The organism is Ruegeria sp. HKCCD6647-2, assembly GCF_057221075.1.
In genome coordinates, this window is record NZ_JBWVBD010000009.1 from 1 (window position 1) to 24,835 (window position 24,835).

At 57.0% G+C, this 24,835-nt stretch carries 20 protein-coding genes; 11 read left to right on the forward strand and 9 right to left on the reverse strand.

The features are described from left to right. Window positions 1-436 precede the first annotated feature (436 nt). The 7 genes from AC2TDJ_RS19110 to AC2TDJ_RS19140 all read right to left on the reverse strand — a co-directional run bounded on the left by AC2TDJ_RS19110 (window position 437) and on the right by AC2TDJ_RS19140 (window position 9,239). The gene (locus tag AC2TDJ_RS19110; RefSeq protein WP_480844280.1) at window positions 437-2,005 is read right to left on the reverse strand and encodes a trimethylamine methyltransferase family protein; all 1,569 of its coding nucleotides are present in this window, start codon (window positions 2,003-2,005) and stop codon (window positions 437-439) included. Between the two features lie 25 nt (window positions 2,006-2,030). Further along, on the reverse strand, window positions 2,031-3,230 hold the full coding sequence (locus AC2TDJ_RS19115; RefSeq protein WP_480844281.1) for an aromatic ring-hydroxylating oxygenase subunit alpha: 1,200 nt from the start codon (window positions 3,228-3,230) through the stop codon (window positions 2,031-2,033). 8 nt (window positions 3,231-3,238) lie between these two features. Next, window positions 3,239-5,305, reverse strand: coding sequence for an oxidoreductase (locus AC2TDJ_RS19120; RefSeq protein WP_480844282.1), 2,067 nt, complete (start codon window positions 5,303-5,305; stop codon window positions 3,239-3,241). An 84-nt stretch (window positions 5,306-5,389) separates the two neighbouring features. After that, a complete protein-coding gene (locus tag AC2TDJ_RS19125; RefSeq protein WP_480844283.1) occupies window positions 5,390-6,445 on the reverse strand; it encodes an extracellular solute-binding protein in 1,056 nt (351 codons plus the stop codon). Window positions 6,446-6,463: 18 nt separating this feature from the next. Further along, window positions 6,464-7,564, reverse strand: coding sequence for an ABC transporter ATP-binding protein (locus AC2TDJ_RS19130; protein ID WP_480844284.1), 1,101 nt, complete (start codon window positions 7,562-7,564; stop codon window positions 6,464-6,466). A gap of 20 nt (window positions 7,565-7,584) precedes the next feature. Next, window positions 7,585-8,379, reverse strand: a complete 795-nt coding sequence (locus tag AC2TDJ_RS19135; protein ID WP_480844285.1) for an ABC transporter permease — start codon at window positions 8,377-8,379, stop codon at window positions 7,585-7,587. After that, the gene (locus tag AC2TDJ_RS19140) at window positions 8,376-9,239 is read right to left on the reverse strand and encodes an ABC transporter permease (RefSeq protein ID WP_480844286.1); all 864 of its coding nucleotides are present in this window, start codon (window positions 9,237-9,239) and stop codon (window positions 8,376-8,378) included. The genes AC2TDJ_RS19135 and AC2TDJ_RS19140 overlap by 4 nt, the downstream gene beginning before the upstream one ends. A gap of 190 nt (window positions 9,240-9,429) precedes the next feature. Here AC2TDJ_RS19140 and AC2TDJ_RS19145 point away from each other — a divergent pair, with 190 nt between their 5' ends. From AC2TDJ_RS19145 to AC2TDJ_RS19165, 5 genes are all read left to right on the forward strand, one after another. Further along, the gene (locus AC2TDJ_RS19145; protein ID WP_480844287.1) at window positions 9,430-10,071 is read left to right on the forward strand and encodes a TetR family transcriptional regulator C-terminal domain-containing protein; all 642 of its coding nucleotides are present in this window, start codon (window positions 9,430-9,432) and stop codon (window positions 10,069-10,071) included. A 485-nt stretch (window positions 10,072-10,556) separates the two neighbouring features. Next, window positions 10,557-11,468, forward strand: a complete 912-nt coding sequence (locus tag AC2TDJ_RS19150; RefSeq protein WP_480844288.1) for a LysR substrate-binding domain-containing protein — start codon at window positions 10,557-10,559, stop codon at window positions 11,466-11,468. A 218-nt stretch (window positions 11,469-11,686) separates the two neighbouring features. Further along, window positions 11,687-12,868, forward strand: coding sequence for a 2-aminoethylphosphonate--pyruvate transaminase (locus AC2TDJ_RS19155; protein WP_480844289.1), 1,182 nt, complete (start codon window positions 11,687-11,689; stop codon window positions 12,866-12,868). 15 nt (window positions 12,869-12,883) lie between these two features. After that, entirely contained in the window at window positions 12,884-13,669 is a 786-nt protein-coding gene (phnX, locus tag AC2TDJ_RS19160; RefSeq protein ID WP_480844290.1) for a phosphonoacetaldehyde hydrolase, read from the forward strand. A 13-nt stretch (window positions 13,670-13,682) separates the two neighbouring features. After that, on the forward strand, window positions 13,683-15,116 hold the full coding sequence (locus AC2TDJ_RS19165) for a sulfatase-like hydrolase/transferase (protein WP_480844291.1): 1,434 nt from the start codon (window positions 13,683-13,685) through the stop codon (window positions 15,114-15,116). 15 nt (window positions 15,117-15,131) lie between these two features. On the opposite strand, the gene AC2TDJ_RS19170 is transcribed toward AC2TDJ_RS19165, so the two are convergent. Both AC2TDJ_RS19170 and AC2TDJ_RS19175 read right to left on the reverse strand, forming a co-directional pair. Next, window positions 15,132-16,442 carry a GH1 family beta-glucosidase gene (locus AC2TDJ_RS19170; protein WP_480844292.1) on the reverse strand — a complete coding sequence of 437 codons (1,311 nt, stop codon included), beginning with the start codon at window positions 16,440-16,442 and terminating at the stop codon, window positions 15,132-15,134. A 1-nt stretch (window position 16,443) separates the two neighbouring features. After that, the gene (locus tag AC2TDJ_RS19175; protein WP_480844293.1) at window positions 16,444-17,475 is read right to left on the reverse strand and encodes a LacI family DNA-binding transcriptional regulator; all 1,032 of its coding nucleotides are present in this window, start codon (window positions 17,473-17,475) and stop codon (window positions 16,444-16,446) included. Window positions 17,476-17,692: 217 nt separating this feature from the next. Between AC2TDJ_RS19175 and AC2TDJ_RS19180 the strand changes: the two genes are divergently transcribed. The 6 genes from AC2TDJ_RS19180 (at window position 17,693) to AC2TDJ_RS19205 (ending at window position 24,807) form a co-directional block, all read left to right on the forward strand. Beyond that, entirely contained in the window at window positions 17,693-18,961 is a 1,269-nt protein-coding gene (locus AC2TDJ_RS19180) for an ABC transporter substrate-binding protein (protein ID WP_480844294.1), read from the forward strand. Between the two features lie 67 nt (window positions 18,962-19,028). Further along, window positions 19,029-20,036 carry a carbohydrate ABC transporter permease gene (locus AC2TDJ_RS19185; RefSeq protein WP_480844295.1) on the forward strand — a complete coding sequence of 336 codons (1,008 nt, stop codon included), beginning with the start codon at window positions 19,029-19,031 and terminating at the stop codon, window positions 20,034-20,036. A gap of 9 nt (window positions 20,037-20,045) precedes the next feature. Then, a complete protein-coding gene (locus AC2TDJ_RS19190) occupies window positions 20,046-21,194 on the forward strand; it encodes a carbohydrate ABC transporter permease (RefSeq protein WP_480844296.1) in 1,149 nt (382 codons plus the stop codon). A gap of 9 nt (window positions 21,195-21,203) precedes the next feature. Continuing rightward, entirely contained in the window at window positions 21,204-22,859 is a 1,656-nt protein-coding gene (locus AC2TDJ_RS19195; RefSeq protein WP_480844298.1) for an alpha-glucosidase, read from the forward strand. Between the two features lie 3 nt (window positions 22,860-22,862). Continuing rightward, window positions 22,863-23,942, forward strand: coding sequence for an ABC transporter ATP-binding protein (locus tag AC2TDJ_RS19200; protein ID WP_480844299.1), 1,080 nt, complete (start codon window positions 22,863-22,865; stop codon window positions 23,940-23,942). Between the two features lie 58 nt (window positions 23,943-24,000). Beyond that, complete coding sequence (locus AC2TDJ_RS19205) at window positions 24,001-24,807, forward strand: CE1 family esterase (protein WP_480844300.1); 807 nt, start codon at window positions 24,001-24,003, stop codon at window positions 24,805-24,807. Window positions 24,808-24,835: the final 28 nt, after the last annotated feature.

Sequence of the window (24,835 nt, forward strand, 5' to 3'; positions counted from 1 at the left end):
TCGTCAGGCTCATAACCTGAAGGTCAGAGGTTCAAATCCTCTCCCCGCAACCAAAATCCAAACAGCCCGTTCGATCTACAATCAGTCCACTGGACTGTTTGCTTTACGATCTCACCTCGTCAGGCTCACAACCTGAAGGTCAGAGGTTCAATTCCTACTCCCGAAACCAAACTGAACGGTCGGAAAACAATCACCTAGCCTCGCAACCCGCAGGGCTTTTTTGCATTCCGCCAACACAAGTGAAAGCATTGTGGAAGCAAGTTGTGAGTTGCAGTTTTGCAACGTCGGGGAAAACCGCGAAAATAGTATGTCAATCTGACTATCAGCGACCCGAAAATTCAGCGCGTGCCACGTGCAGTTGCATTCAGGGCTAATGTGCCGAGTGTCGAGGCAACGCAACATGCTGGTTGCGATGCCTTGTTTTGGATTGCTGCACTCATCCGGCGCGCATCTTCTCAGGCGGCAATTTGATCGGGAATTTGGAGCGCACCTCTTCGTCCATCTTGCTACCAAAGTAATTTGGGTAGTGGTTGGACAGAATGTCATCCACAACGGATCGGCTCCGTTCAAACATGTCCTGCCGACCGGCTTTCTCCCAGGTATCGGTCAATTCCCGATCCATCAGGGTTGGATAGACATACTCAGTCTCCATGTACTGCAAGGTCTGCGCGTTGCCGAGGAAATGACCCGGATCAATTGCGCAATCATGGATGACGTCAACCGAAAGCGTGTCGTCGCTCACCTCGATTCCTCGAAGCGTCCGGGAGATCATGCCCGCGGCCTCGTTGTCGATGACCATCGATTCAAAGCTGCAGCCCATCAGGCTGCCGAGCATCCCGCCAAACTCGCACAACCGGTTTGCCCCAGCATGGGCCGCCAACGCGAAAGTCAGCGCTTTTTCCAGCCCATATTGGGCGTCGGGGATTTTGGAATCCGTCATGCCACATCCGACGCTGGTGGGCAGGTTGTAGAAATTGCCCATCTGGATTGCTGCGGCGGAAATCAGTGCCTGCTCACCGCTGCCCCCTGTAAACGATCCTGTACGCAGATCGGTGATGAAGGGCCATGCCGCAAACACTACCGGGGTCCCTGGGTTGATCAAGTTGGCGATGGCGACGCATGACAAAGTCTCGGCCACCGCTTGAGCCAAGGTTCCAGCCAATGGCGCAGGAGACGTCGCCCCAGCCTGCGGAGGAACGGCAAGGTCACACACAAGGCCCATCTTCGCTGTATCAATCAGGATTTCCAGATTTTCTTGCCCGAACCGGAGCGGTGAGACGATGGGGCACCCGCCAAAGATTACAGAGGGCTTTTTTAGGAATTTGCCCTCGCCACCCGATGCCAAATCGAACAGATGGATCGCGTCTTTAATATGCTCCCGCGTGCGGAACGTAAGGCAGGATGGTTTCTCACTACCCGCCAGAATTGCGTAGAGCATGCTCATATCATGTTCGTAATCTTGCGGGACATCCGTCGCCAGAACCGTGTCGCCGGTCATATGGATGTTGTCGAGCCGATCGACCAGACGGGTAAAGTCGTAGATATCCTTGAGCGTCGAGGGCCGGTAACTGCGTGTTTCCGCGTCGAACGTTGTTACCGCGGTGCCGGAGTTTGCGTAATACACCTTGTCCTTGGTGCAGTGCATGTCGTCCTTACCAGCCCGCGATCCACGAGCATGGACATAGAATTCGCTGGCCGCCTTGGCCAACAGGTCTTCCATCAAGGCGCGGGGGAAGCACAGCCTGCCATGCTCATTCACCGTCGCCCCTTTTGGCAGCACGAGGTCAAGGATTTCCTGCGTGGGATCGCCCACGCCTGTACGCTCCAGAATGCGGAGGGCGGCATCGTGAATGCGCGCCATGTCTGCATCGGACAGCGGTTTGTATCGCCCACCCGGGATGCCCGGCCAGATTGCCTGCGAGGCGGCGTTGCTGGTCCGCACGGCCGCCCGCGCTTCACGCCCGCCCCCGCGCCGCCTTGATCTGCGCTGAGTTAATTCTGTCATGTTTCTTCTCCGAATTCTGAGCGTATCAGATCATGCTGAAGTAATTGCGATAGAAGCCGGGAATGCTCCATTCCATCTCGGACAGCGGTCCGGGTTCGAATCGGTGTGAGTTCACGCCTTCCTGATTGTGCCGGATGATCCGTTCGTCATCGAGCGATGTGACATGCCAGAGCCATGTCAGGGCGTCCCTGTCATAGTCGCGCCCCTCTTCAGCGTCGCCGCGCACGTACCATACGATCTGAATATCCGTTTCCTGCAGGGAGCGCGGGACAAACCGGTATCCGACGACATGATCGGCATAAACAAGGAAATAGTTAAGAGTGCCGATCCCAAGATCAGTGGCCCCGCCGTCATGTCCCTTAAGTTCACCCAGAGGCGGCGCCAAGGGCGCGCCGTCCTTGCTGCCGGTCGTGTAGCCGGGGAACAGCGGGTAGCGCCGCCAATAGACATCTGCACCCGGCGCAACCGCATTTTCTCCGGTCAGGTCGAGCTGCTCAACGGGTACTCCGGCTTCTTGCATTCGCTCATGAAGTGCGCCGCTGAACTCCAGAACCTGAGCGGGGTCTTTCAGGGAATGGCTGCGCGAGTAATCCTGGTGGGACGGGGCGCAATGATAGCATTCCAGATAATTCTCTAGTGCCAGTTTCCAGTTCGCCGGCACTGGGTACGAAGCCTCATGAGCGACCTTCAGGTTTTCAAAGTCGAACGGCTTTGAAAGGGGGGCCAACTTTTCCAATGCTGGGTCCAGCGGCGGAGCGTTTTCCGCCGTGCAAACGAAGATCAGACCCTGAAAGATATTCACCTGAACCGGGAACAACCCGTATTCGCCCGGATCAAAATCCGCTCCCATTGACCGCCCATTGCGCAACCTGCCGTTCAGATCAAAGGTCCAGGCGTGATAGGGGCAGATGAAATTTCGGGCCTTGCCCTTCTGTTCAGTGCAAACTCTCGATCCCCTGTGGCGGCAGACGTTCAGATGCGCGCGCACCTCTCCCGCGCGATCCCGCACGATGATCACGGATTCGGGGCCGTAATCAAACAGGAAGTAGTCACCCGGTTCGGCAACCTGACTTACATGGCCGACCCAGATCCAGTTTCGGTTCCAGAAAGATCGGATGTCATTCTCGTAGACTGCCTGAGACGTGTAAAAATGGCGAGGCAGGGCGAACCCCTCGCGCTGCGTCTTCATCAAGTCGCGCATCACTTGCAAGTCATCTTTCGGCATAGCGCACCTCATGCAGTTTCTAGGGATATGAGTTCCCGACGGAAAAATTCGCGGTCAATATCAACCGCATTACGTTCGAAGTTGCGGGCCGCCATGTGGCCCGAATAAACAGCGTCGGCGATAAGCCCGGGATTTGCGGCATCGCCAATCAACTCCAACGTTTTCAGAGGACTGTCGGTCAAACCGCGCAGTTCATCAAAAAGAGCGGTCTCGCGTGACCGTTGCGTTACTAAAAGAACCGACCCGCATTCGATGTTCCGGGTTCTGTTCGTATAAACGCATTGTACCGTCGCTCGCCCGGGGCCTGCGTCGGCCAAGGAATGTGACGTGATTATGTGAACACCTTTTTCCAGAAGGCTGCGCTGCACCCGGGCCTGTTCCAGGGTCAGGTCAGTGAAAGGTGAAACCATCGAAGCCGGGGTAACAAAGACAATCTCTTGACCCGCTTGCGCGAGATGATCTGCCAACACACCGGCAAGATACGCCTGATCATCATCGTAGATCAAAACCGGGCCGTCCCCTGGCTGTACGCCCGACATGATGTCGTTCGGTGTGTAAACGTTCGATCCTTGCTGAATGTCGACACCCCCAAATGCGGATTTCCCGCGACCGTCTCTGCGCCAGGTTGCTCCGGTCGCGAGAAAAACGTTTGGAATACCCAATTCAATGACATCGGCTGCAGAAAGGCGACTGTCAGTGAACAACTGAACGTTTCCGCGTTGCTGTAGATCAAAAACCCGATGATCTGCGACTCTTTTCCAGGCTGACAGCCCGGCCAATGACGACTCAAGGGCAACACGCCCGCCTAGCTCGGAACCGGCCTCTGCAAGCGTTACGTCATAGCCACGTCGCGCCAATTGCATGGCACATTCCAGGCCGGCAGGTCCCCCTCCGACAACGAGGGCCGCTTGTTCGTCGACCTTGTTTTCAATGATCTCAGGGTGCCAGCCGCGACGCCACTCTTCGCCCATCGTCGGGTTTTGCGTACACCGTATCGGAATCCCCAGTGAGTCGGACGACACACAGATATTGCAGCCGATGCATTCGCGGATCTCCTCGATGCGGCCCTCTTTGATTTTGTTTGGCAAAAACGGGTCCGCTATTGACGGCCGGGCCGCGCCGATGAAGTCCAGCACGCCCTTTTTCACCAATGACACCATCAGATCCGGAGACGTCAGCCGGCCAACACCGACAACAGGCTTGGAAGTGACCTGTTTGACGAACTCGACATAGGGCGTTTGAAATCCGTCGCGCGGCTCGAACCGGGTGGTGGCGGAATCGTTGCTCCAGTTCGCGACATTGACGTCCCACAGGTCAGGTATGTCTGCCAGCATCTCTACAACGGCGCGGCCTTCTTCCTGCGCCTGCATGCCATCCGAACCCAGCATTTCATCTACTGCAAAACGCAAGGCGATGGCGCAGTCGTCACCAACCTCTTCCTTGGTGTCTTCCAGAAGCTCACGGGTCAGCCGTATCCTGTTTTCCAGCGATCCGCCGTATTCATCGGAACGATCATTGAACTGTGGAAGCAGAAAGTGGTGTGGCAACGTCATGTGATGGCCAGCGTAGATGTAGACAATGTCAAATCCGGCCTCACGGGACCGGCGCGCCGCGGCACGGTGCCATTTTCGGAACTCGCGAATGTCGGCCTTGTCCATCGTTCTGGCCTGTTTTGGATAAGGTGTTTGTAAAGCCAGTTCCGATGGGCCGAGCAACGGTGCGCGGCTCAGGTGGTTTTGCGCATGGTGACCGTTGTGCGCCAATTCGATGGCTGCCAGAGAGCCTTTCTGGTGTACCGCGTCGGTCATCAAGCGCAGTGCAGGAATATCTCTCTCATCCCAGATGCGGTTTTCGGCATAAGGGGATAGGTCAGACGTGGGATGAATCTCTGTCTCCTGATTGGATACGACGGCCCAGCCGCCCTCGGCTTTCATCGCCCGCATGGCGGCCTCGGCCCGCGGGCGCAAGTGCCCCATACCGTTACAGTGAGGCACCTGATAGAACCGATTTCGGGCCGTAACGGGCCCGATTTTCACCGGTTCGAAAAGAATAGAGTATCCGTCAGCGCCTGACATTACCGCGCTTCCTCCAGAAAAATCGGAATTTGTTGATCGGAAATGGGCAACCTTTGCGGATCCGCCCATCCCGGTTTTGCTGGCTTAGAAACCTGCCTTGATGCGCTCGAACTCCTTCAGCATCTTGGCTTCCAGCTCGGGGTTCACAGCGTCGAAGAACAGGCTGCCCTCGAAGAAACTGTCGACGTCCGAGAACCCGTAGGCTTCGATCAGTTCCGGGTCTGCCTGCGCAAAAGCGTCCTGATTGGCGTGTGCATAGCCCCAGCTTTCGATGATGTACTTTCCGCTGTCGGCAGAACTCAACGCGTTGAGCATGTCGTAGACCTGCTCATCCGACTGCTTCGCGGATTTCAGATGGACGTATCCGCAAACCCATGTGGCGATGCCCTTGTCCACGTCACGCATCATGACCGCAGGCGTTTCGTTCCAGATCAGGTTCAACTCTGATTGGTTCCATCCCCAACCCATCGTGACCTCGCCGCTGGCAAGCGCCTGATCAAGCTGACCGGCGTCTGACCAGTAGAACCGTACATTCGGGTGAATCGCGCGCAGATAATCCGCGGCTTTCTGGAATTCCTCGTCGCTCATGTCGGTGTAGCTGGATGCCCCGGTCGCCAGGGCCGCCATGGCAAACGCACTGGACGCAGCATCAGGAATGGCGATTTTGCCCTGATGTGCCGGGTCTGCCAGCAATTGCAGCGAGATATCGTCCGCAGGGATCATGTCGGTGCGATAGATCAGTCCGGTGTTCCCCCATTCGAAAGGAACCATATAGGTCTGGCCGTCGATCGTGATGCCATCGACCTCCTTGATCTTCGGCATCAGCTTGTCCCAGTTCTCCAGCTTGCTGGTGTCGATGGGCTTGAGCATGTCCGCCGCAACCCATTTGCGCAGAGCGTCTGTGCAGGGGTGGGCCAGATCCGCTTCGAAACCGGATTGAAGCTTGGTGAACGCCTCTTCCACGCTGCCGAAATAGGTGTAGCTGGGCGGGCCGCCATATTTCTCGACATAGGCGCCGAAGAACCCCGGGTCTTCGTAACCCGACCAATCGAAAACGGTCAGATCGGCCGCGTTTGCAAGCGCCTGACTCGCTGTGAAGGCAGCGATCGCCGCTGCGGTAAACGTTGTAGTATTAGTCATTTCTCTCCTCCCACAGATTCATGATCCACGCTTTCCAAGATCGATTACCGAGGCGTTTTGAACGCCCAGCCAAACGGTGTCGCCACGGCCGTAATCGACTGTATGAAAGTAGTTTGGAACGGCGACCGAGATACTTTCCGCCAGACCGTCAATTCGAACGTAGTAGTGCACGCTCTCGCCATAAAAGGCGACGTCTGACACCTGGCCCTGGACATAGGCGTCGTATCCGTCCGGTTTGTCTGCCGCGACTTCCAACTGCTCGGGCCGAATTCCGACCAATAGCTTTTTGTCATGCACCCGGACATTTGGGTTCACCCCAATCGTCATTTGCCCAAACCCCTGAACGTCAACTTCCAGCGTGTCCTTGTTTTCGGCGGTTATTTCGGCGTTCAGGAAATTCATTCCGCCAATAAAGGATGCGACTTCGCGGTTGCAGGGTTGGGAATAAAGCACCTCGGGTTTGTCGACCTGCTTGAGCTGGCCCGCAAACATCACGCCAATCCGGTCGGACATGGTCATCGCTTCGTACTGGTCGTGTGTGACCATGACGAAGGTGATGCCAAGTTTCTGTTGAAGGCGGCGCATCTCAAGCTGCATGGCTTCGCGCAGGTTTTTGTCGAGCGCGGACAATGGTTCGTCCAGCAGCAACACCTTAGGACGCATGACAAGCGCGCGGGCCAGCGCCACGCGCTGTCGCTGGCCACCCGACAATTCATTCGCCTTGCGGTCCTGCAATCCGCCAAGTTCAACCATCTCGAGGGCTTCGGCGACCCGTTCCTTGATCTCTTTCCGAGACAGCTTGGTCTTTCGCAGGCCGAATCCGACATTGTCACCAACGTTCAGGTGCGGAAAGATCGCATAGCTTTGAAATACCATATTGGTGGGGCGCTTGTTCGCCGGGACATCGCCCATCGTGCGCCCATCAATTCGAATCTCGCCCTCTTCGTGATCCTGAAAGCCTGCGATGATGCGCAGGGCCGTTGTCTTTCCGCATCCGGAAGGGCCAAGCAGCGAAAAAAACTCGCCCTCCTTCAATTTGAGGTTCAGGTCGGATACAGCCACAAAGGTTCCAAAACGTTTTTCAACGCCCTGAATTTCGATGATGTTCTGTTCACTCATCTTGTTAGTTTCCTTTGGCTTCAATCCGAGGATTGAGTTGAACGGCGGCGGAAATACTCGGCGATCAGCAGCAGCAGAACCGAGGACATCAAAAGCAGTGACCCGAGCGCGAGCGTATTGGGGAGCTTTGCCGGAAAGCGGATCTGGCTCCAGATGTAGACGGGCAGTGTCGGGCTGTTGCCGGACAGGAAAAAGGCCAGAACGAACTCGTCGAAGGACACAGTGAATGTGACCAAAAGGCTGGCGATAATGCCCGGCGCGACAATTGGCAGAGTGACACGTCGGAACGTTCCAACGACGCTTTCGCCCAGATCAAAAGCCGCTTCTTCCAGTGACTGATCGAAATCGTCAAAGGCGGATTTCATGATCGAGACAGAGAAGGGCAACGCCACAAAGACATGGCCAAGGATCACGGTTGTCAGCGACGGTTTCAACCCGATGCTGATGAACAGAACCAGCATCGAACTGGCGACGATGATGCCGGGAATGACCAATGGAAGCATGACCAGCCCTTCGGACAATTCGCGTCCTTTGAACCGATAGCGGACATAGGCACGCGCAGCGAACAGGCCCAGTGAAGTCGCCATCAAGGCGGTCACACTACCGACAATCAGTGAGTTCACCATTGCCTGCAACAGCGTGTCCTGCTGACCAAGTTGTGCGTACCATTTCAGGGTGAATCCCTTGAGCGGAAATGCCACGATGGTTCCGTCATTGAACGAGAAAAGCGGCAGCAGCAGCACCGGCAGATAAAGAAACACCAGATAGGCTACTGCATATACAAGCAACCAGGGGATCCGAATGGCTTGAGTCATCTGATCCTCCGGCCCAATGCTGTGACGAGCACCACGAACAGGATTGCAACGCAGCCAACCGAAATCATTGCAAGCAGAGACAAGGTTGCGCCCAATGGCCAGTTATTGGCAGCGCCAAACTGCACCTGAATCAGATTGGCGACCATCTTGCCCTGAGATCCTCCGACCAGAGCCGGGGTAACGTAATCACCGACCGTTGGGATGAAGATGATCAGGCAGGCTGCGATGATCCCCGGTACGGTCAGCGGCAACGTTACACGCACAAAACGCTCCAGCCTGCTACACCCGAGATCCGTGGCCGCCTCAAGCAGGCTGCGGTCGATCTTTTGCAGGGACACATAGATTGGCAGGATCGCAAAGGGTGCCCAAGCGTGCGCGAGGGTGAGCACTACGGCAAACTCGTTGTAGAGCAAAAAGGTCAAGGGTTCCTGTATGATGCCCAGCGAAATCAGCGCCGAGTTCATTACACCGTTGAACCCCAGAATCAGCTTCCAGCTAAAAACGCGCAGCAGATAGCTGCTCCAGAAGGGAATAGTGATCAGTAAAAGCCATAGGGTTTTTTTCTGCGTCCGAAAGGCAATGAAATAGGCAATCGGATATGCAAGGCACACGGTTGCCAACGTCACCGCGCCCGCAATTGCCACGGATCGGATCATCAAGTGACGCACCAAAGGGTCGGTAAACGCCTCGTGATAATTCGCCCAGGTCAGCGTGCGATCGACCTCGACATACGTCTGGGTCCAGAAGCTGTAGGCGACCAGGATGCACAGCGGTACCGCGACAAGCAGACCCACATAGAGCGTCGCAGGCGCGCTCAATGCCAGGCCCTTGCCCGATTCACTTCTTATGACTCCAGCCATTCTTCCCTGTCGAACTTTGCTTTCGGTGACGTGCCGACCTCCATCACAAAATGGACAATCGTCCATTTAAATCTGGAATTTTCTGGCAAGCTGTGTCAACTGATATTTTCAATGGTGGATCTGGACGGTTTATCAAAATCCGCTAGAACGCAATGCAAGTGACTGAAAACAAATAAGACCACTGGTTGGAATGACAGGAAAACGCCAACAGATACGCGAACGAAACCGTCTTTCACTGATCGAAGCGGTCCTCGACTCGGTTGCTGAAAAAGGGATTTCGGAGACTTCGGTCAGCGAAATCATTCAGCGTGCCGAGCTGTCTCGCGGCATGATTCACCTACATTTCGGCGGCAAGGATAACCTCGTGGATGAGGCCGCACGATATTCGTCCGAGCAGTATTACAACGGAATTAACGCGCTGCTGGAAACGACCGGCCAGACCGGCCAGGAACATATCGAGATGATTATCCGTGGCGATCTGAGTGAGGACATCCTCAACAAGAAGAATGTGTCGATTTGGTATGCCTTCCGTGGTGAAGCCCGCAATAGGGCGGCTATAGCCGCGTTCTCGGACACGCGGGACGCGAAACTTCGGAACATGGTGTACAACGCGTTTGTTCGCATCGCGAAAGAAGCAGAAGCCGATTTGCCACATCAGATTGCACGTGACGCGACCCACGGCACGCTCGCCATGTTGGAAGGCATGTGGACAGACTACCTGCTGCACCCGGATTCATTTGATCGTTCGGAAGCACTAAGAATTGTTTTCCGGTTCTTGAGCGCGATGTTCCCGACGCATTTCGATATCAATGGCGCTTTGTGCCCACGTTGAATCATGAACTTATGAAGAGGCCGGATTGTGCTCGCAAAACCGCGCTCGCTGACCAAAAATCGCAGTAATTGTGAACAGAGTGATGATGTACAAGAGCAGCTGAGGTTGAACCATCTGGGAATAAGATCCACGGATTCCGTCGGACAACTTGAAATCTAATAAGCGGCGCAGTGACCATTCACTCTGGTCTAACCGAAGCTTGGATAATCATTGCATAGAAGGCCGAACACGGTGAGGAAAAGACTGTGAAGATACTCATTCGGGAACATTGCGAGGCAATGCCAGCCGCGTGGTCGGCACCCTGACTTCGAAGCGCGCCGCAGTTCTGGTTGCATTGACTGCCTGCTACTGGTCAATTGGCTGAAGGCCGCGCGCAGCGAAACACGACGCATACCAAGGTTGGCATTTATGGCTTTGGCATGTTCCCTTTTGTGATGATCGGCAAATAGAAAGACGGCTCAGATCGGGTCAAGGTGGATCGGAAAATGGCAACACCCTCTGGTTTGAGCCTTCGGCAATTGCAGGCGCTGGAAGCTGTCGCACGCACAAAGAGCTTCACCGCCGCCGCTGTTGAGCTGGGTGTTTCGCAGCCCACGGTCTCTAACCTCGTCGTCTCAGCAGAGCGACAGACAGGGCTGAAATTTCTGCATCGGCAGGGCAATCTGATCAGACCGACCGAGAATTTTGAAATCATCCGCCCAAAGATACGGGCATTGTTGGCGTTGAAATCCGAGGTCGATCTGCAAGTGTCGGATCGGTCGGAGTTGAAGTCCGGTCCATTTTGGGTCGGGTACTCGACCCAGCAGATTGCGATGCCGTGTATTGCCAGATTCATTCATGCCCACCCAAATGTGATGCTGAATGCGCGGTCGCTGGCGTCTTTCGACCTGTTTCCGCTGTTGCGCAATGGCGAGATTGATGTGGCATTTATCACCGCGCAACAACCGCCGGAGGATTTTCATTGTCTGGAAATTGCCGATTGCCGTATCGGCATTGTGACTCCGGCAGATGGGCCATTCGGTGATACAGACCTGTTGAGTTGGTCGGACCTGGACGGAGTAAGGCTGATTCAGCGCGAGCCGCAGGCAGGAACGCGGCGAATTTTCGATGATGCCGCTGTTCAGGCCGGCGCAAGCGTTCAGACTGTCCTGGGGCTTGGCTCCTGGGGGTCCATTACTTCTCTGGTGCGCGAGGGAATCGGCCACGGAATCGGTTTGGACAAAGAGATGACGCGAACCGATCGGGATTTGCGTTTTGTGCCGATTGACGATGAACTGCTTCGTGCCCGACAGTATCTGGTCACTGTCCCGACGATGGCAGAAACATCTTCGGTGCGTCTGTTCTTTGAAATGGCAGAGAAATTTTGCGCAGAGCAGACGTTGGACGATGAGCCGTAGAACTCAGCTCAGGGGTTTTGGGTCTTTTATTTCCGTCACTTTCTTTCGCTAACAAACGGCTGCACATGATGCCTGCCCGTCCAGGTTAACCTTAAACTTGGGGGAATTTCTCTGACTGCCGCGAAAATCGGTTGAGATGGGGTAGGGAAACGTATACGACGATCATAGAGACAGGCTATGTTTTTAACGAAGTCATGCATGACATGAATGGAAAGATGATGCCAAAAACAGCACTGCCAAGGCCATCTCAGGGTGAGCCCTATCTGTTGACACCGGGTCCTCTGACGACGTCGGTGCAGGTCAAGCAGGCCATGCTGCGTGATTGGGGCAGTTGGGACGGTGATTTTCGCGCAATGACCGCGGAAATGCGCCGGCGTTTGATTGCATTGCTGGGTGAAGGACACCAGGACTATGACTGTGTGCCTCTGCAAGGCAGCGGAACATTTGTTGTCGAGGCAATGCTGTCTTCCTTTGTGCCGAAAGATGGCAGGGTTCTTGTGTTGTGCAACGGAGCCTATGGCAAACGCGCCGTCGAAACGTTGGGCTATCTCGCTCGGGCGTGTACTGTCATCGACATGGGCGACTACCTTCCTCCGCGCGGAACTCAGGTTGCCGAAGCATTGGCCGCAAATCCGGAAATCACGCATGTGCTGGCAATCCATTGCGAAACAAGTTCGGGTATTCTGAATCCCTTGCAGGAAATTGCGGATGCAACTGCAGCCGCTGGGCGCAAGTTGCTGATCGACTCGATGTCCGCCTTCGGGGCAGTTCCGCTCGAACCCAACAAAACACCATTTCAGGCGATGGTCAGTTCAGCCAACAAATGTATCGAAGGCGTTCCCGGCTTCGGGTTTGTCCTGGCAGAAAAATCCGCATTGAAAGACGCTAAGGGGAACAGCCATTCCCTGAGTTTGGATGTTCACGCGCAATGGGCGGCGATGGAAAAGACCGGGCAGTGGAGGTTCACACCACCAACGCACGTCGTCGCGGCTTTCCTCGAAGCGCTCAAAGCGCACGAGGCCGAAGGTGGCGTGGCAGGGCGCGGTGCGCGGTATGCGCAAAACCGGGACGTGCTGGTCGCGGGTATGCGTGGACTCGGGTTCGAGACGCTGTTGCACGACGAATGGCTGTCACCCATCATCACCACCTTCTTTTGCCCTGCCGATCCGAACTTTGAGTTTGGCGTCTATTACGAACTGATGAAGGATCGGGGGTTTATCCTGTACCCCGGCAAACTGACCAGATCGGAAAGTTTCCGCATTGGCCATATCGGACAGGTGGACGCAACCGTGATGCAGGCTGTCGTCGACAATACAGGCGAAGTGTTGCAGGAAATGGGCGTCCAAAACGCCGCGCCGTCCCCATCGGACCTCAAGGAAAAACAAGCCGAACCGGCCTGATCTAAGGAGAAGAACATGAGCAAATTCAAAGCGGCCGTTTTTGACTGGGCCGGAACGATTGTTGATTTCGGGTCTTTCGCGCCGATGGGTGTCTTCGTGAAAGCCTTTGCCGAATTCGGCATTGAGGCAACGATCGAACAGGCGCGTGCACCGATGGGCGCCCCGAAATGGGATCACATCCGGACCATGATGGACATGGAGGATATCGCCGCGCAGTGGGAGGCGAACCACGGCAATCGCCCGACGGATGCGGATGTGGACAAAGTTTATGAAGTCTTTGTCCCGATGAATGAGAAAGTTGCCGCCGACTATGCGGACCTCGTTCCCGGTGCCAAAGCCGCGATCGACGAGTTGCGGTCCATGGGTCTGAAAATCGGATCGACGACGGGTTATACCCGCTCGATCATGGAAAATGTCATTCCGGTTGCCGCCGAACAGGGTTACGAGCCCGACAACCTGGTCTGTTCCGATGATCTGCCCGAAGGCCGCCCCGGTCCGCTGGGCATGTATAAGTGCATGGTTGATCTGGTGGCCTATCCACCCAAGGCCCTAATCAAGGTGGACGACACCGAACCGGGCATCAAGGAAGGTGTTGCAGCCGGGTGTCTGACTGTCGGTGTTGCCTTGTCCGGCAATGCGGTCGGCAAAACACCGGAAGAGCTGGCGGCATTGCCCGAGGCCGAAGTCGACGCTTTGCGCACCCACGCCACAAATATCCTGAAAGAGGCCGGGGCGGACTACGTTATCGACACCGTTGCCGACCTTCCGGCGCTAGTAAGGCAGCTGGACGCCACCGCCTGAGTGCGCTTACGTGATGTCTGAAGACCAAAACCTTCTTTTCGTGGTCATTGACCAGTTCCGGGCAGATTTGCTGTCCGGAGCTTTTGCTGATCTCGTAGCGCTGCCCAACCTCCGGCGGCTTGAGGCGAGAAGTGTGGTCTTCAGCAATCATCACACGGTGACTGTGCCATGCGGTCCTGCACGGGCCAGTCTGCTGACCGGGCAATACGCCATGACGCATGGCTCGCGGCACAATGGAACCCCGCTGTCAAACAGGACACCCAACATCGCAACCAGCCTGCGCCAGGTGGGACGAGAGTTGTTGTTGTTCGGGTATACGGACACACAGCCGGATCCCTACGGGCGCGCGCCGCTTGACCCGGCGCATCGCTCTTATACAGGGCCGATGGACGGCATCACCGAAGTGCAGGAAATGCGCGAGGAAGCCTGGGCCTGGTTGGCGTATCTGCGGGGCAAGGGATACGATGTCCCGGACGCGGGGGCTTCGGATTTCGAGCGGCTCTACCGACCGGTGGACGGCGCTCTGGGCAATCCGGCCCTTTATGCGTCCGAGGACAGCGACACCGCCTTTCTGACCGACCGGGTGATCGAGCAACTGGACGTGCGCAAGGCGCGGCCATGGTCTGCCTTGGTCACCTACATTCGGCCGCACCCTCCGTTTGTCGCCCCTGATCCGTGGCACCGATTGGTTGATCCGGCGGCAATGCCCGCACCAGCCGTTGCCGAGTACGAGCACCCGTTCTTTGCAGCGCATCATGCGGAACCCAGTATTCATGATCTATTCTGGGGATTCGACGGAGATCAGGTGGCGATGACGCCCGAGCAGATTGCGCTGTGCCGGTCGACATATTTGGGTCTGGCAGCGGAAGTCGATCATCACATCGGCCGGCTTCTGGACTGGCTGGAGGCCTCGGGGCAGGCGGACAGCACTGTGCTGGTGTTGACCGGTGATCATGGCGAGATGCTGGGCGATCTGGGCCTTTGGGGCAAGGTTACGCCGCATCGTGCCGCATCGCATGTTCCGCTCATGATTAGCGGACCGGACATTGCGCCCAACCGGATTGACCGCCCCACACAGTCGATTGATGTCACGCCAACAATATTGCGCCATTTTGGCGCTTCTGTTCCTGCACAGATGCAGGGTGCGGATTTGCTGAATGGCGAGGTAGGGCGCAACAATACGGCAATGACCGAGGTTCACTTTGGCGGTCTGGAAGGTCCAGGTCGTTTTGAGCGTGCCTGGAACCTGCCGACCCGGGCTTGTCAGGCCGTCGCATTCGAAACGGAAGACCATCGGTTCGTGCATTTTGCTTCCGGCCATGCGCCGATGCTGTTTGACACAAATGTCGATCCGGGGTGCCAACGCAATCTTGCCGGTAACGAGCCGGAATTGGTTGCGGATTTGCAGCGTGCGTTGCTGAACCACCGTATGCAAGCGCTCGGGTAATTCGAACACTTGGTTTCAGCGGCGGTTCAGGGCCTGTTTCAACGCGTGGTACGATGCCTTTGGAGTCCGCTTCAGAGTGTCGAAGTCCACATCGACCAACCCGAACCGCTTTTCGTATCCCAGCGCCCATTCGTAATTGTCCAGCAGTGACCAGATAAAGTACCCGTTGACGGGCACCCCTTCGCTTAGGGCATGCAGAACTTCCGCAAGGTGGAGATTCAGGTATTCAATTCGGTCTTCATCCTGACTGCGTTCGCTGCTGGCCATACCGTTTTCGGTCACGTAGATTGGCAAATCCCCGGTATATTCGCGAGCAGTCCGTATCAAAAAACGCAACAGCGCAGCCGGGTCGATCTCCCATCCCATCTGGGTCTTGGGCAGGGGGCCGGGGGCCTCTTTCAGGCTCGGCCAGGCGCTGTTGTCGGGCGCGATAAGTTTGCGGGTGTAGTAATTCAGCCCACACCAATCAACCGGCGCGCCTATTGTGTCGAAGTCATCCTGCCATCCGTCCGGTAGATGCGCTTCGAGCCCGTCCAGAACAATCGGCGGGTAGGATTTTTTGAAGACACCGCCCAGAAAAAACCGGTTGTAGATTCCGTCATAACGGCCCGCCGCCAGCCGCGCCGCGTCGCTGTCGTCCACCGGTTCGGCCCATTCAAGGTTGAACACAGCGCCCAGATTCGTCATCCCCAGTCCCCGCATCGTTTCGATGGCGCGGCCGTGGGCCAGCAGGACATGGTGCATGGCGCGGGCTGTCGCGCGGATGTCTCGCAATCCGGGCGCGTGATGCCCTTCGAAATGGCTCAACCAACTGACGCACCAAGGTTCGTTGATCGGCGCGACGCTGTACATCCTATCACCAATCCGGCCCATGATGATTTCGGTGAAATCGGCAAACCATCCGGCAATGTCACGATTGCGCCATCCGCCCAGGTCGGCAAGAGGCGAAGGCAGTTCCCAGTGGTACAACGTTGCGCATGGTCGAATACCGCGTTCGAGCAGCGCATCTGTCAGGCGGTCATAATAGTCCAGACCTTCCTGATTGACTGGCCCGCGCCCCTCGGGCATCACGCGTGCCCAGCTTGTGGAAAAGCGGTAGCAGTCAAACCCCGCGTTCTGGATCAGGTCGAAATCCTGTTCAAATCGATTGTAATGATCGCAGCCCACGTCGCCATTTTCAGCCCGAACCACGTTGCCGGGCGTGGCGGAAAAACTGTCCCAATGTGTCGTTCCTGCGCCGCCCTGCGCGTGACCCTCGATCTGATAGGCCGAGGTCGCGACCCCAAACAGGAAATCATCAGGGAAGTCTTCACGTGTGTATTTCATTTCAGGACCTTTGCGGGGCTGGGCCGGTTGAGCTGCCAACGACCAGTTCAGCCTCGAGCAACTTGGTTTTGGGGGGATCGTCGGGGGCATCTATTCTCTCGATCAGCATTTCCGCCGCCAGTTCCCCGGCATGGCGGACCGAGGATCGGGTGGCGGTAAATATCGGCACGTCCTGCCCGTTTTTCATATACGACAACTCATCATCATGGGCGATGACGGACATGTCGCGGCCCATGCGCAGGCCGTTCTCTTCCAGCGCCCTGCGGACACCAACAGCCGAGATGATGGAAGACGCCAGAATGGCCGTGGGGGGCTCATCCATCCTCAGCAGCTCGCACATTGCCTGATGGCCATAAACTTCGGTCATTTCGGCGCTGCGGAGCAGGGTGGGATCCGGCGACAGACCTGAGGCCTTCAAAGCGGCCATGTATCCATTGCGCCGCCTTTGAGCAAAATCCATATCCTCCAACCCGTTGATCAGCGCGATGCGCTGATGGCCAAGGTCAATCAGAAACTGGGTCGCGCGCTCGAAGGAACGTTGGTTGTTTACGTCGATCCAGTCATAAGTCTCGGTTGCCCCGGTCGAACGGCCGTGCACGATGAACGGCACGCCCATTTTGGACAGAACCGATATGCGCGGCTCGTCCACTTTTGGGCCTTGCAGAACGATCCCGTCCACCGCGCCGCGCTTGAACAGGCTCTGATACGCCTCTTCGACCGAGGTGTCGGCGGCATGTGTGAACATCATGTCATAACCGTTATCGGCGTATTTCTTTGCGGCACCCGCAACGAAATCACCAAAGATCGGGTTTACCATTTCGTGCCGGGATGAGCTGGGAATCACGTGTCCGATCACCATCGACCGTCCGGTCGCCAACCCTTTTGCGCGGCTGTTCGGACGGTATCCATGTTTGGCGGCTGCGGCCTGAACCCGAACACGCGTCTTCTCGTTAACCTCCGGATAGCCGTTCAGGGCGCGGCTGACTGTCGTCTGCGACAGACCGAGAATCTCAGAGAGCTGTTTAAGGTTCATAGTCTCAAAGCGCCTTCAAATTCGCGTTCTGTTTTGTTTTGTGTGTAAATTGGCAATCCGTCAACCCGTTTCGGCGGTTTTGGCGATATTGTTAATAATAAGGGTAATATGAAACACATCATTGACAGGCGCCGAATGTTAGCGGATAAAGTAGTTCATCCAAAGCGCTTTGGAAACTGAGTCTCGAAAGCGCATGTCAACGTTGGGAGGAGAATTCATGAAACACTCGCTTTACGCAGGCGCGGCCACGTTCGCCCTGATGGCGGGCGCGGCTCAGGCTGAGAAAGTCACCGTGTTTGGCCCTTGGCTGGGGCCGGACCAGGAAAACGTCCAAAAAGTGCTGGATGGCTTTGCCGCGGCCACCGGTCATGAATACGCCTATGTCGGTTCGGACAGTTTCGAACAACAGATCCGCATTGATGCCGAGGCGGGGTCAGCGCCGAACGTCGCTGTGTTTCCTCAGCCGGGTCTGGCCGCTGATATGGCGCGGTCGGGTTTCCTGACGCCCCTGAGTGATGGCACTGCCGATTGGATTCGCGACAATTACGCCGCCGGTCAGTCGTGGGTTGATCTGGGCACCTACCCGGGGCCGGACGGCCAGGATCACCTGTACGGCTTTTTCTATAAGGTCGATGTGAAGTCGCTGGTCTGGTACGTGCCCGAGAACTTCGAGGACGCAGGTTATGAAGTGCCGACCACGATGGAAGAGCTTAAGGCGCTGACCGATCAGATCGTGGCCGACGGTGAAACCCCATGGTGCATCGGACTGGGGTCCGGCGGTGCGACCGGTTGGCCGGCGACCGACTGGGTCGAGGATATGATGCTGCGCACTCAGTCACCGGAAGACTATGACGCCTGGATTTCGAACGAGATGAAGTTCAACGATCCGAAAGTTGTCGCCGCCATCGAGGAATTTGGCGCCTTTGCACGGAACGACGATTACGTGGCAGGCGGTGCAGGTGCGGTCGCAACCACCGACTTCCGCGACAGCCCCAAAGGCATGTTCAGCTCGCCCCCACAATGCTATTTGCACCGTCAAGCCTCTTTCATTCCGGCGTTCTTCCCGGAGGGAACAGTTGTCGGCGAAGATGCGGATTTCTTCTATTTCCCGGCTTATGAAGGCAAGGACCTCGGCAGCCCGGTACTGGGCGCAGGTACCGTGTGGGCGATCACCAATGACAGCCCCGGCGCGCATGCTCTGATCGAATATCTGCGGACACCCGAGGCGCATGAGACCTGGATGGCATTGACCGGGTTCCTGACGCCGCACAAGGGTGTGGATACCTCCGTCTTCTCGGACCCGACGCTGAAGAAGATGAACGATATCCTTTTGGGTGCGACGACTTTCCGGTTTGACGGGTCGGATCTGATGCCCGGTGGCGTTGGAGCGGGCACATTCTGGACCGGGATGGTCGATTACGCCGGCGGTAAGTCCGCGCAAGAGGTTGCGGATGAAATCCAGTCCTCCTGGGATGCGCTGCAATAACCGCATCTGAAACCGGGCGGTTCATCAAATTGGACCGTCCAACCCCTCCTTGGAAACGGAGAGCGTTATGCATCCGGCACTTCAGGGCCTGCTGACGATCGCCATCGGCGTGTCGGGCTGTGTGGGCTACTTCTATCTATCCAATCAGTTTCTGGACAAGGTGCTGTTCCCGCCACGCGGACCCAATGCGGGCCGCAACATCAACCGCGCGAACATCATCCGTCCTTGGCTGTTCCTGTTTCCTGCGCTGGCCGCGCTGGGCCTGTATCTGGCGTATCCGGTGGTCGAGACCCTACGTCTGTCGCTGACGGATCGTCTGCCTGGCGGCGGCTATGAATGGGTCGGTCTGGAAAACTACAAGCAGATGGTGGCAGAGCCGAAATTCTGGGAAGCCATGCGCAACAACATGCTGTGGCTGATTGTAGTGCCCGCCCTGTCGACATTTCTTGGCCTGCTGGTTGCGCAGCTGACCGACCGCATTCGCTGGGGCAACCTCGCCAAAGCGCTGATCTTCATGCCTATGGCTATTTCATTTGTCGGGGCCGCCGTGATCTGGAAGCTGGTCTATGACACGCGCCCTGTGGAACAGGATCAGATCGGAATTCTGAACGCCCTGTACCTCTTCTTCGGTGGGGCCGAGCCACAGACATGGCTGACCATCCCGCTCTGGAACAGCTTTTTCCTGATGATCGTATTGATCTGGATTCAGACCGGCTTCGCCATGGTCATTCTGTCGGCCGCGCTGCGTGGCATTCCCGAGGAAACCGTCGAAGCGGCCATTCTGGATGGCGCGAACCCGTTTCAGATCTTCTTCAAGATCAAGGTGCCGCAGATCAAGACAACCATTCTGGTGGTCTGGACAACGATCACCATCCTTGTCCTCAAAGTCTTCGACATCGTGTTCGCCATGACGAACGGCCAGTGGGAGACACAGGTTCTGGCCAATTACATGTATGACAAGCTGTTCCGCGCCAACGATTGGGGCGTGGGCTCGGCCTCGGCCATGGTGATCATGCTGCTGGTGACACCGATCCTTGTCTGGAATGTGCGCAATGCGCGCAATGAAATGAAATAGGGGTGTGGCATGACTGATATTGCAGGAACCAAACCGGCACTTCGTTGGGTCGTCCACGCCTCGGTCATCTTTCTTGTCGTGCTTTGGGTGGTGCCGACGCTGGGGCTGTTTATTTCGTCCTTCCGCACGGCCGACCAGATCGCGACCAGCGGGTGGTGGAAGTCCTTATTCCCGTCCGAGCAGAACCTGACCCTGCGGACCGCCGCACCAGAGACTCAGGTGCTGGAAAACGGGATGTATGTGATCGAAGGCAACCTGTTTGAGGAAGACCAGAAAGCAACGATCTCAAAATGGGGTGTCAGTTCCCGGGCTGTCGATGCGTTTGAGCCCGGCCAGACGGCCGAGTTGCGCCGCGGCGGCGCGATCACTGTTGATGCCAGCGGCAACTATCGGATGGAGAACGCGGAGGAATTCACGGGCAGCCGCGGTGCGCGTGTCTTCGTGACGGCCGAGCTTCCGCCCGAGTTCACGTTGGACAACTATCACACAGTGCTGTTGGCCGAAGACAGTACCGACAGCATGAGCAAGGCATTCTTCAATACTCTGACCGTGACGATTCCGGCCACGATCATCCCGATCCTTGTTGCGGCCTTTGCGGCCTATGCGCTGGCTTGGATGGAATTTCCGGGCCGGGCACTGTTGATTGCCGCCGTGGTGGGTCTGCTGGTTGTACCGTTGCAGCTGGCTCTGATCCCGCTTTTGAAATTTCACCTTGGGATCGGCATTGGCAAAGGGTATCTGGGCGTCTGGTTGGCGCATACCGGGTTCGGAATGCCACTGGCGATTTACCTGCTGCGGAATTACATGGCCGGGCTGCCGCGTGACCTGATCGAAAACGCGCGGGTTGACGGCGCGACCGAGTTCCAGATCTTCACCAAACTCATTCTGCCGCTCAGCTTTCCGGCTCTGGCTTCGTTTGCGATCCTGCAATTCCTGTGGACATGGAATGACCTGCTGGTCGCCAAAGTGTTCCTGATCGATGCATCGGGCCAGACCACCGTGATGACCAACAGCATTGTCGAGCTGCTGGGCACGCGCGGCGGCAACTGGGAAATCCTGGCCACGGCGGCGTTTGTCTCGATCGTCGTGCCGCTGATTGTCTTCTTTGCAATGCAAAAATACCTCGTCCGCGGCCTGTTGGCCGGGTCAGTCAAATAAAGGCGTGTCATGAACGTGCAGAACAACCTGAATCAAAACACAGCAACCAAAGCATCCGCCGACTGGTGGCGGGGCGGGGTGATCTATCAGATCTATCCGCGCAGCTTTCAGGACAGCAACGGCGACGGGATCGGCGACCTTAAGGGGATCACCAGCCGGCTTGGCTACATTGCCTCGCTTGGGGTGGATGCGATCTGGATTTCGCCCTTCTTCAAATCGCCGATGAAAGACTTCGGCTATGACGTCAGCGACTATTGCGATGTTGATCCGATGTTCGGCACGATGGAGGATTTCCGCGAACTGCTGGATCAGGCCCATGCGTTGGGGTTGAAAGTCATGATCGATCTGGTGCTCTCGCATACTTCGGACCAGCATCCGTGGTTCAGCGAAAGCCGCGCCAGCCGGGATAATGCGAAATCCGACTGGTATGTCTGGGCCGATCCCAAACCCGACGGCACGCCGCCCAACAACTGGCTGTCGATCTTCGGCGGTTCGGCCTGGCAGTGGGATTCGCGCAGGCTGCAATACTACCTGCACAATTTCCTGACGTCGCAGCCGGATCTGAACTTCCACTGCGTTGAAGTTCAGGATGCCCTGCTGGACGTGGCGCGGTTCTGGCTGGATCTGGGCGTCGATGGGTTCCGGCTGGACACGATCAACTTCTATTTCCACGACAAGCTACTGCGCGATAACCCCGCGTTGCCGATCGACCAGCGCAACGCCTCGATCGCGCCGATGGTCAACCCGTATAATCATCAGGATCACCTGTTCTCGAAAAGCCAGCCCGAAAACATCGCTTTCCTGGAACGGCTGCGCGCGCTGACCGACGAATACGAGGGACGCGCCTGTCTGGGCGAGATCGGTGATGCGCAGCGCGGGCTTGAGATCATGGGCGAATATACGACCGGCGATAAGCGTATGCACATGTGCTACGCGTTCGAGTTTCTGGAAAAGCGCGCGCTGACGGCGAGTTATGCCAAACAGGTCTTTGACGAGCTTGAAGACAAGGCGGGCGACGCATGGGCCTGCTGGGCGTTTTCGAACCACGACGTGCAGCGCCACGCCACACGCTGGAACCTGTCCGAGGACGCAATTCGCCAGCATATCGTTCTGATGATGTGCCTGCGCGGCTCGGCCTGCCTGTATCAGGGCGAGGAATTGGGCTTGCCCGAGGCCGAGGTCCCGTTTGACCGGCTGCAGGACCCGTATGGCATAGAGTTCTGGCCCGAGTTCAAGGGCCGCGATGGTTGCCGGACACCGATGGTCTGGATTGCTCAGGATCAGGAGATGGGGTTCAGCACCGGTGATCCATGGCTTCCGGTCAGCGCCGAGCAGGCCGAGAGGGCGGTGGATCAGATGGAGCGCGAACCAAACTCGATGCTGCACCATTACCGCCGTGCCATCGCGCTGCGCCACGCGCATCCGGCGCTGATGACAGGTGCGCAGACACGGATGGAGCAGAACGGTCCGGTGCTGACCTTCCTGCGCGAAACAGGCACAGAGCAGGTGTTCTGCGCATTCAACCTCGGTTCAGATACGGCAAGCATCACTTTGCCGGATGGTAAATGGCGCATGATCGGCGAGGAATTGGGCAGCGTCTCAGGGTCGGGGAATGTGACACTGGATGCTGCTCGATTCTGTTTGATGGTCAGGGAAAAGGAATAGGACATGTCGGAACTTAATCTTACGGATGTGGCCAAAACCTATGGCCCGGTCGATGTTCTGAAGAACATTAATCTGGATATCGAAACCGGCGAGCTGATCGTTTTTGTTGGTCCCTCGGGGTGCGGGAAATCCACCCTGTTGCGGATGATCGCGGGGTTGGAGAGGATCTCGGGTGGAACGCTTGAGATCGAAGGCCAGGTCATGAACGATGTGCCGCCTGCACAACGCGGCATTGCGATGGTGTTCCAAAGCTATGCGCTTTATCCGCATATGACCGTACGCGAAAACATGGCCTTTGCCCTGAAAATTGCCAAGATGCCAGCGGGCGAGATAGACGCCGCCGTTAATCGCGCCGCGCAAATCCTGCAACTGGAACCGTTTCTGGATCGTCTGCCCAAGGAACTGTCCGGGGGTCAGCGGCAGCGGGTTGCCATCGGTCGTGCCATCGTGCGTGATCCGAAGGTATACCTTTTCGACGAACCGCTTTCGAACCTCGATGCCTCGCTGCGGGTCGCTACGCGGATCGAAATCGCCCGGCTGAAAGAGGCGATGCCCGAAAGCACGATGATCTACGTGACCCATGATCAGGTCGAGGCGATGACCTTGGCCAGCCGAATTGTTGTGCTGGCCAACAAAGGTATCGCACAGGTTGGCACGCCGCTGGAGCTGTATGAAACACCGGACAATGAGTTCGTGGCGCAGTTCATAGGTTCACCGGCCATGAACCTGTTGCCGGGTGTTATCTCCGCGACCGGGGAAACCACCTCGGTCGCGCTGGAGGCCGGCGGGACCGTGGTTTCCTCGATCCCTACCACTCCCGACCAAGTGGGGTTGCAAGTGAATATCGGCGTCCGGCCCGAGGATTTACTTCCGGATGAGGCAGGTTTTTTCGAAGGTGCGGTCGATTTCACCGAAGCCCTGGGCGAGGTCACGCTGTTGTATTTCGCTAACCAGAAAGGCGCCGAGGGGGTTATCGCAAAACTGCCGGGGATCGAGCGAAACCTGCGCGGGCAGACTGTCAGGCTTTCGGCAGACCCGGCCAAGGTGCATATGTTCCACAACGGTCACTCGCTGCGGCCATGACAACTCCTTGACGCATATGTGACGTGACACTGGCTGCGGGGCGGTTAGGCTCCGCCTCATGTTGTACCGACTGATCTGCCTGGTCCTGATGGTGGCGACGCCAAGCGTTGCGATGGGCCCGTGGAATACCGAGTGTCATGGCGATACCGCCTGCAAGCTCGACGACCGATCCTATCACGTATTGGAACCCGAAGGGTGGGACGGTGAGACCCCCTTGCCCGTCTTGCTTCACTTTCATGGCTGGGCGCGGCAGGGAAATGTCGTTGTGAACCATGAACGGATTGCCGGTGCAACCACGCGCAGAGGCGTATTGCTGGTTGCCCCCAATGGCTTGGGCAAAAGCTGGAATTTCTGGGCGGCTGATACGGCGGATGTCGATTTCGCAAATCGCGTGCTGGAAGATGTAGCCCAACGCTATCCGGTGGACTCCAATCGAATTTACATATCGGGTTATTCTTTCGGCGGAGCGATGGCTTGGCGCTTTGTTTGTCAGTCAGGAAATGACATCGCGGCCCTGCTGGCGGTTGCCGGTAGCATTCGCCAGACTGAGGACTGCCCCCAGGCCCCTCGGCAGGCCCGCCATGTGCATGGGACCGACGACACCGTGATGGATTTCCCCTTTGGTCCCGGAGGCGACACGACCTATCCCGTCGCACTGTGGCGCCAGAAATACGATTGCGATGCTGCCATTCCGCGCGGCGATTGGAGCGTCGTACCATTTCTGACGCTCAGCCGGGTAGAATGGTCCGACTGCGCGTTGGGGCAGGTGGTTCTGGATACACATCCGGGCGGGCATTTCATCCCGCATGGCTGGATCGGACGCCAGCTGGACGAGCTGATGGGCCGCACGCCAACTTATCCCTGATCGTTGACTTCGCGGCTGCGCCAAGGTC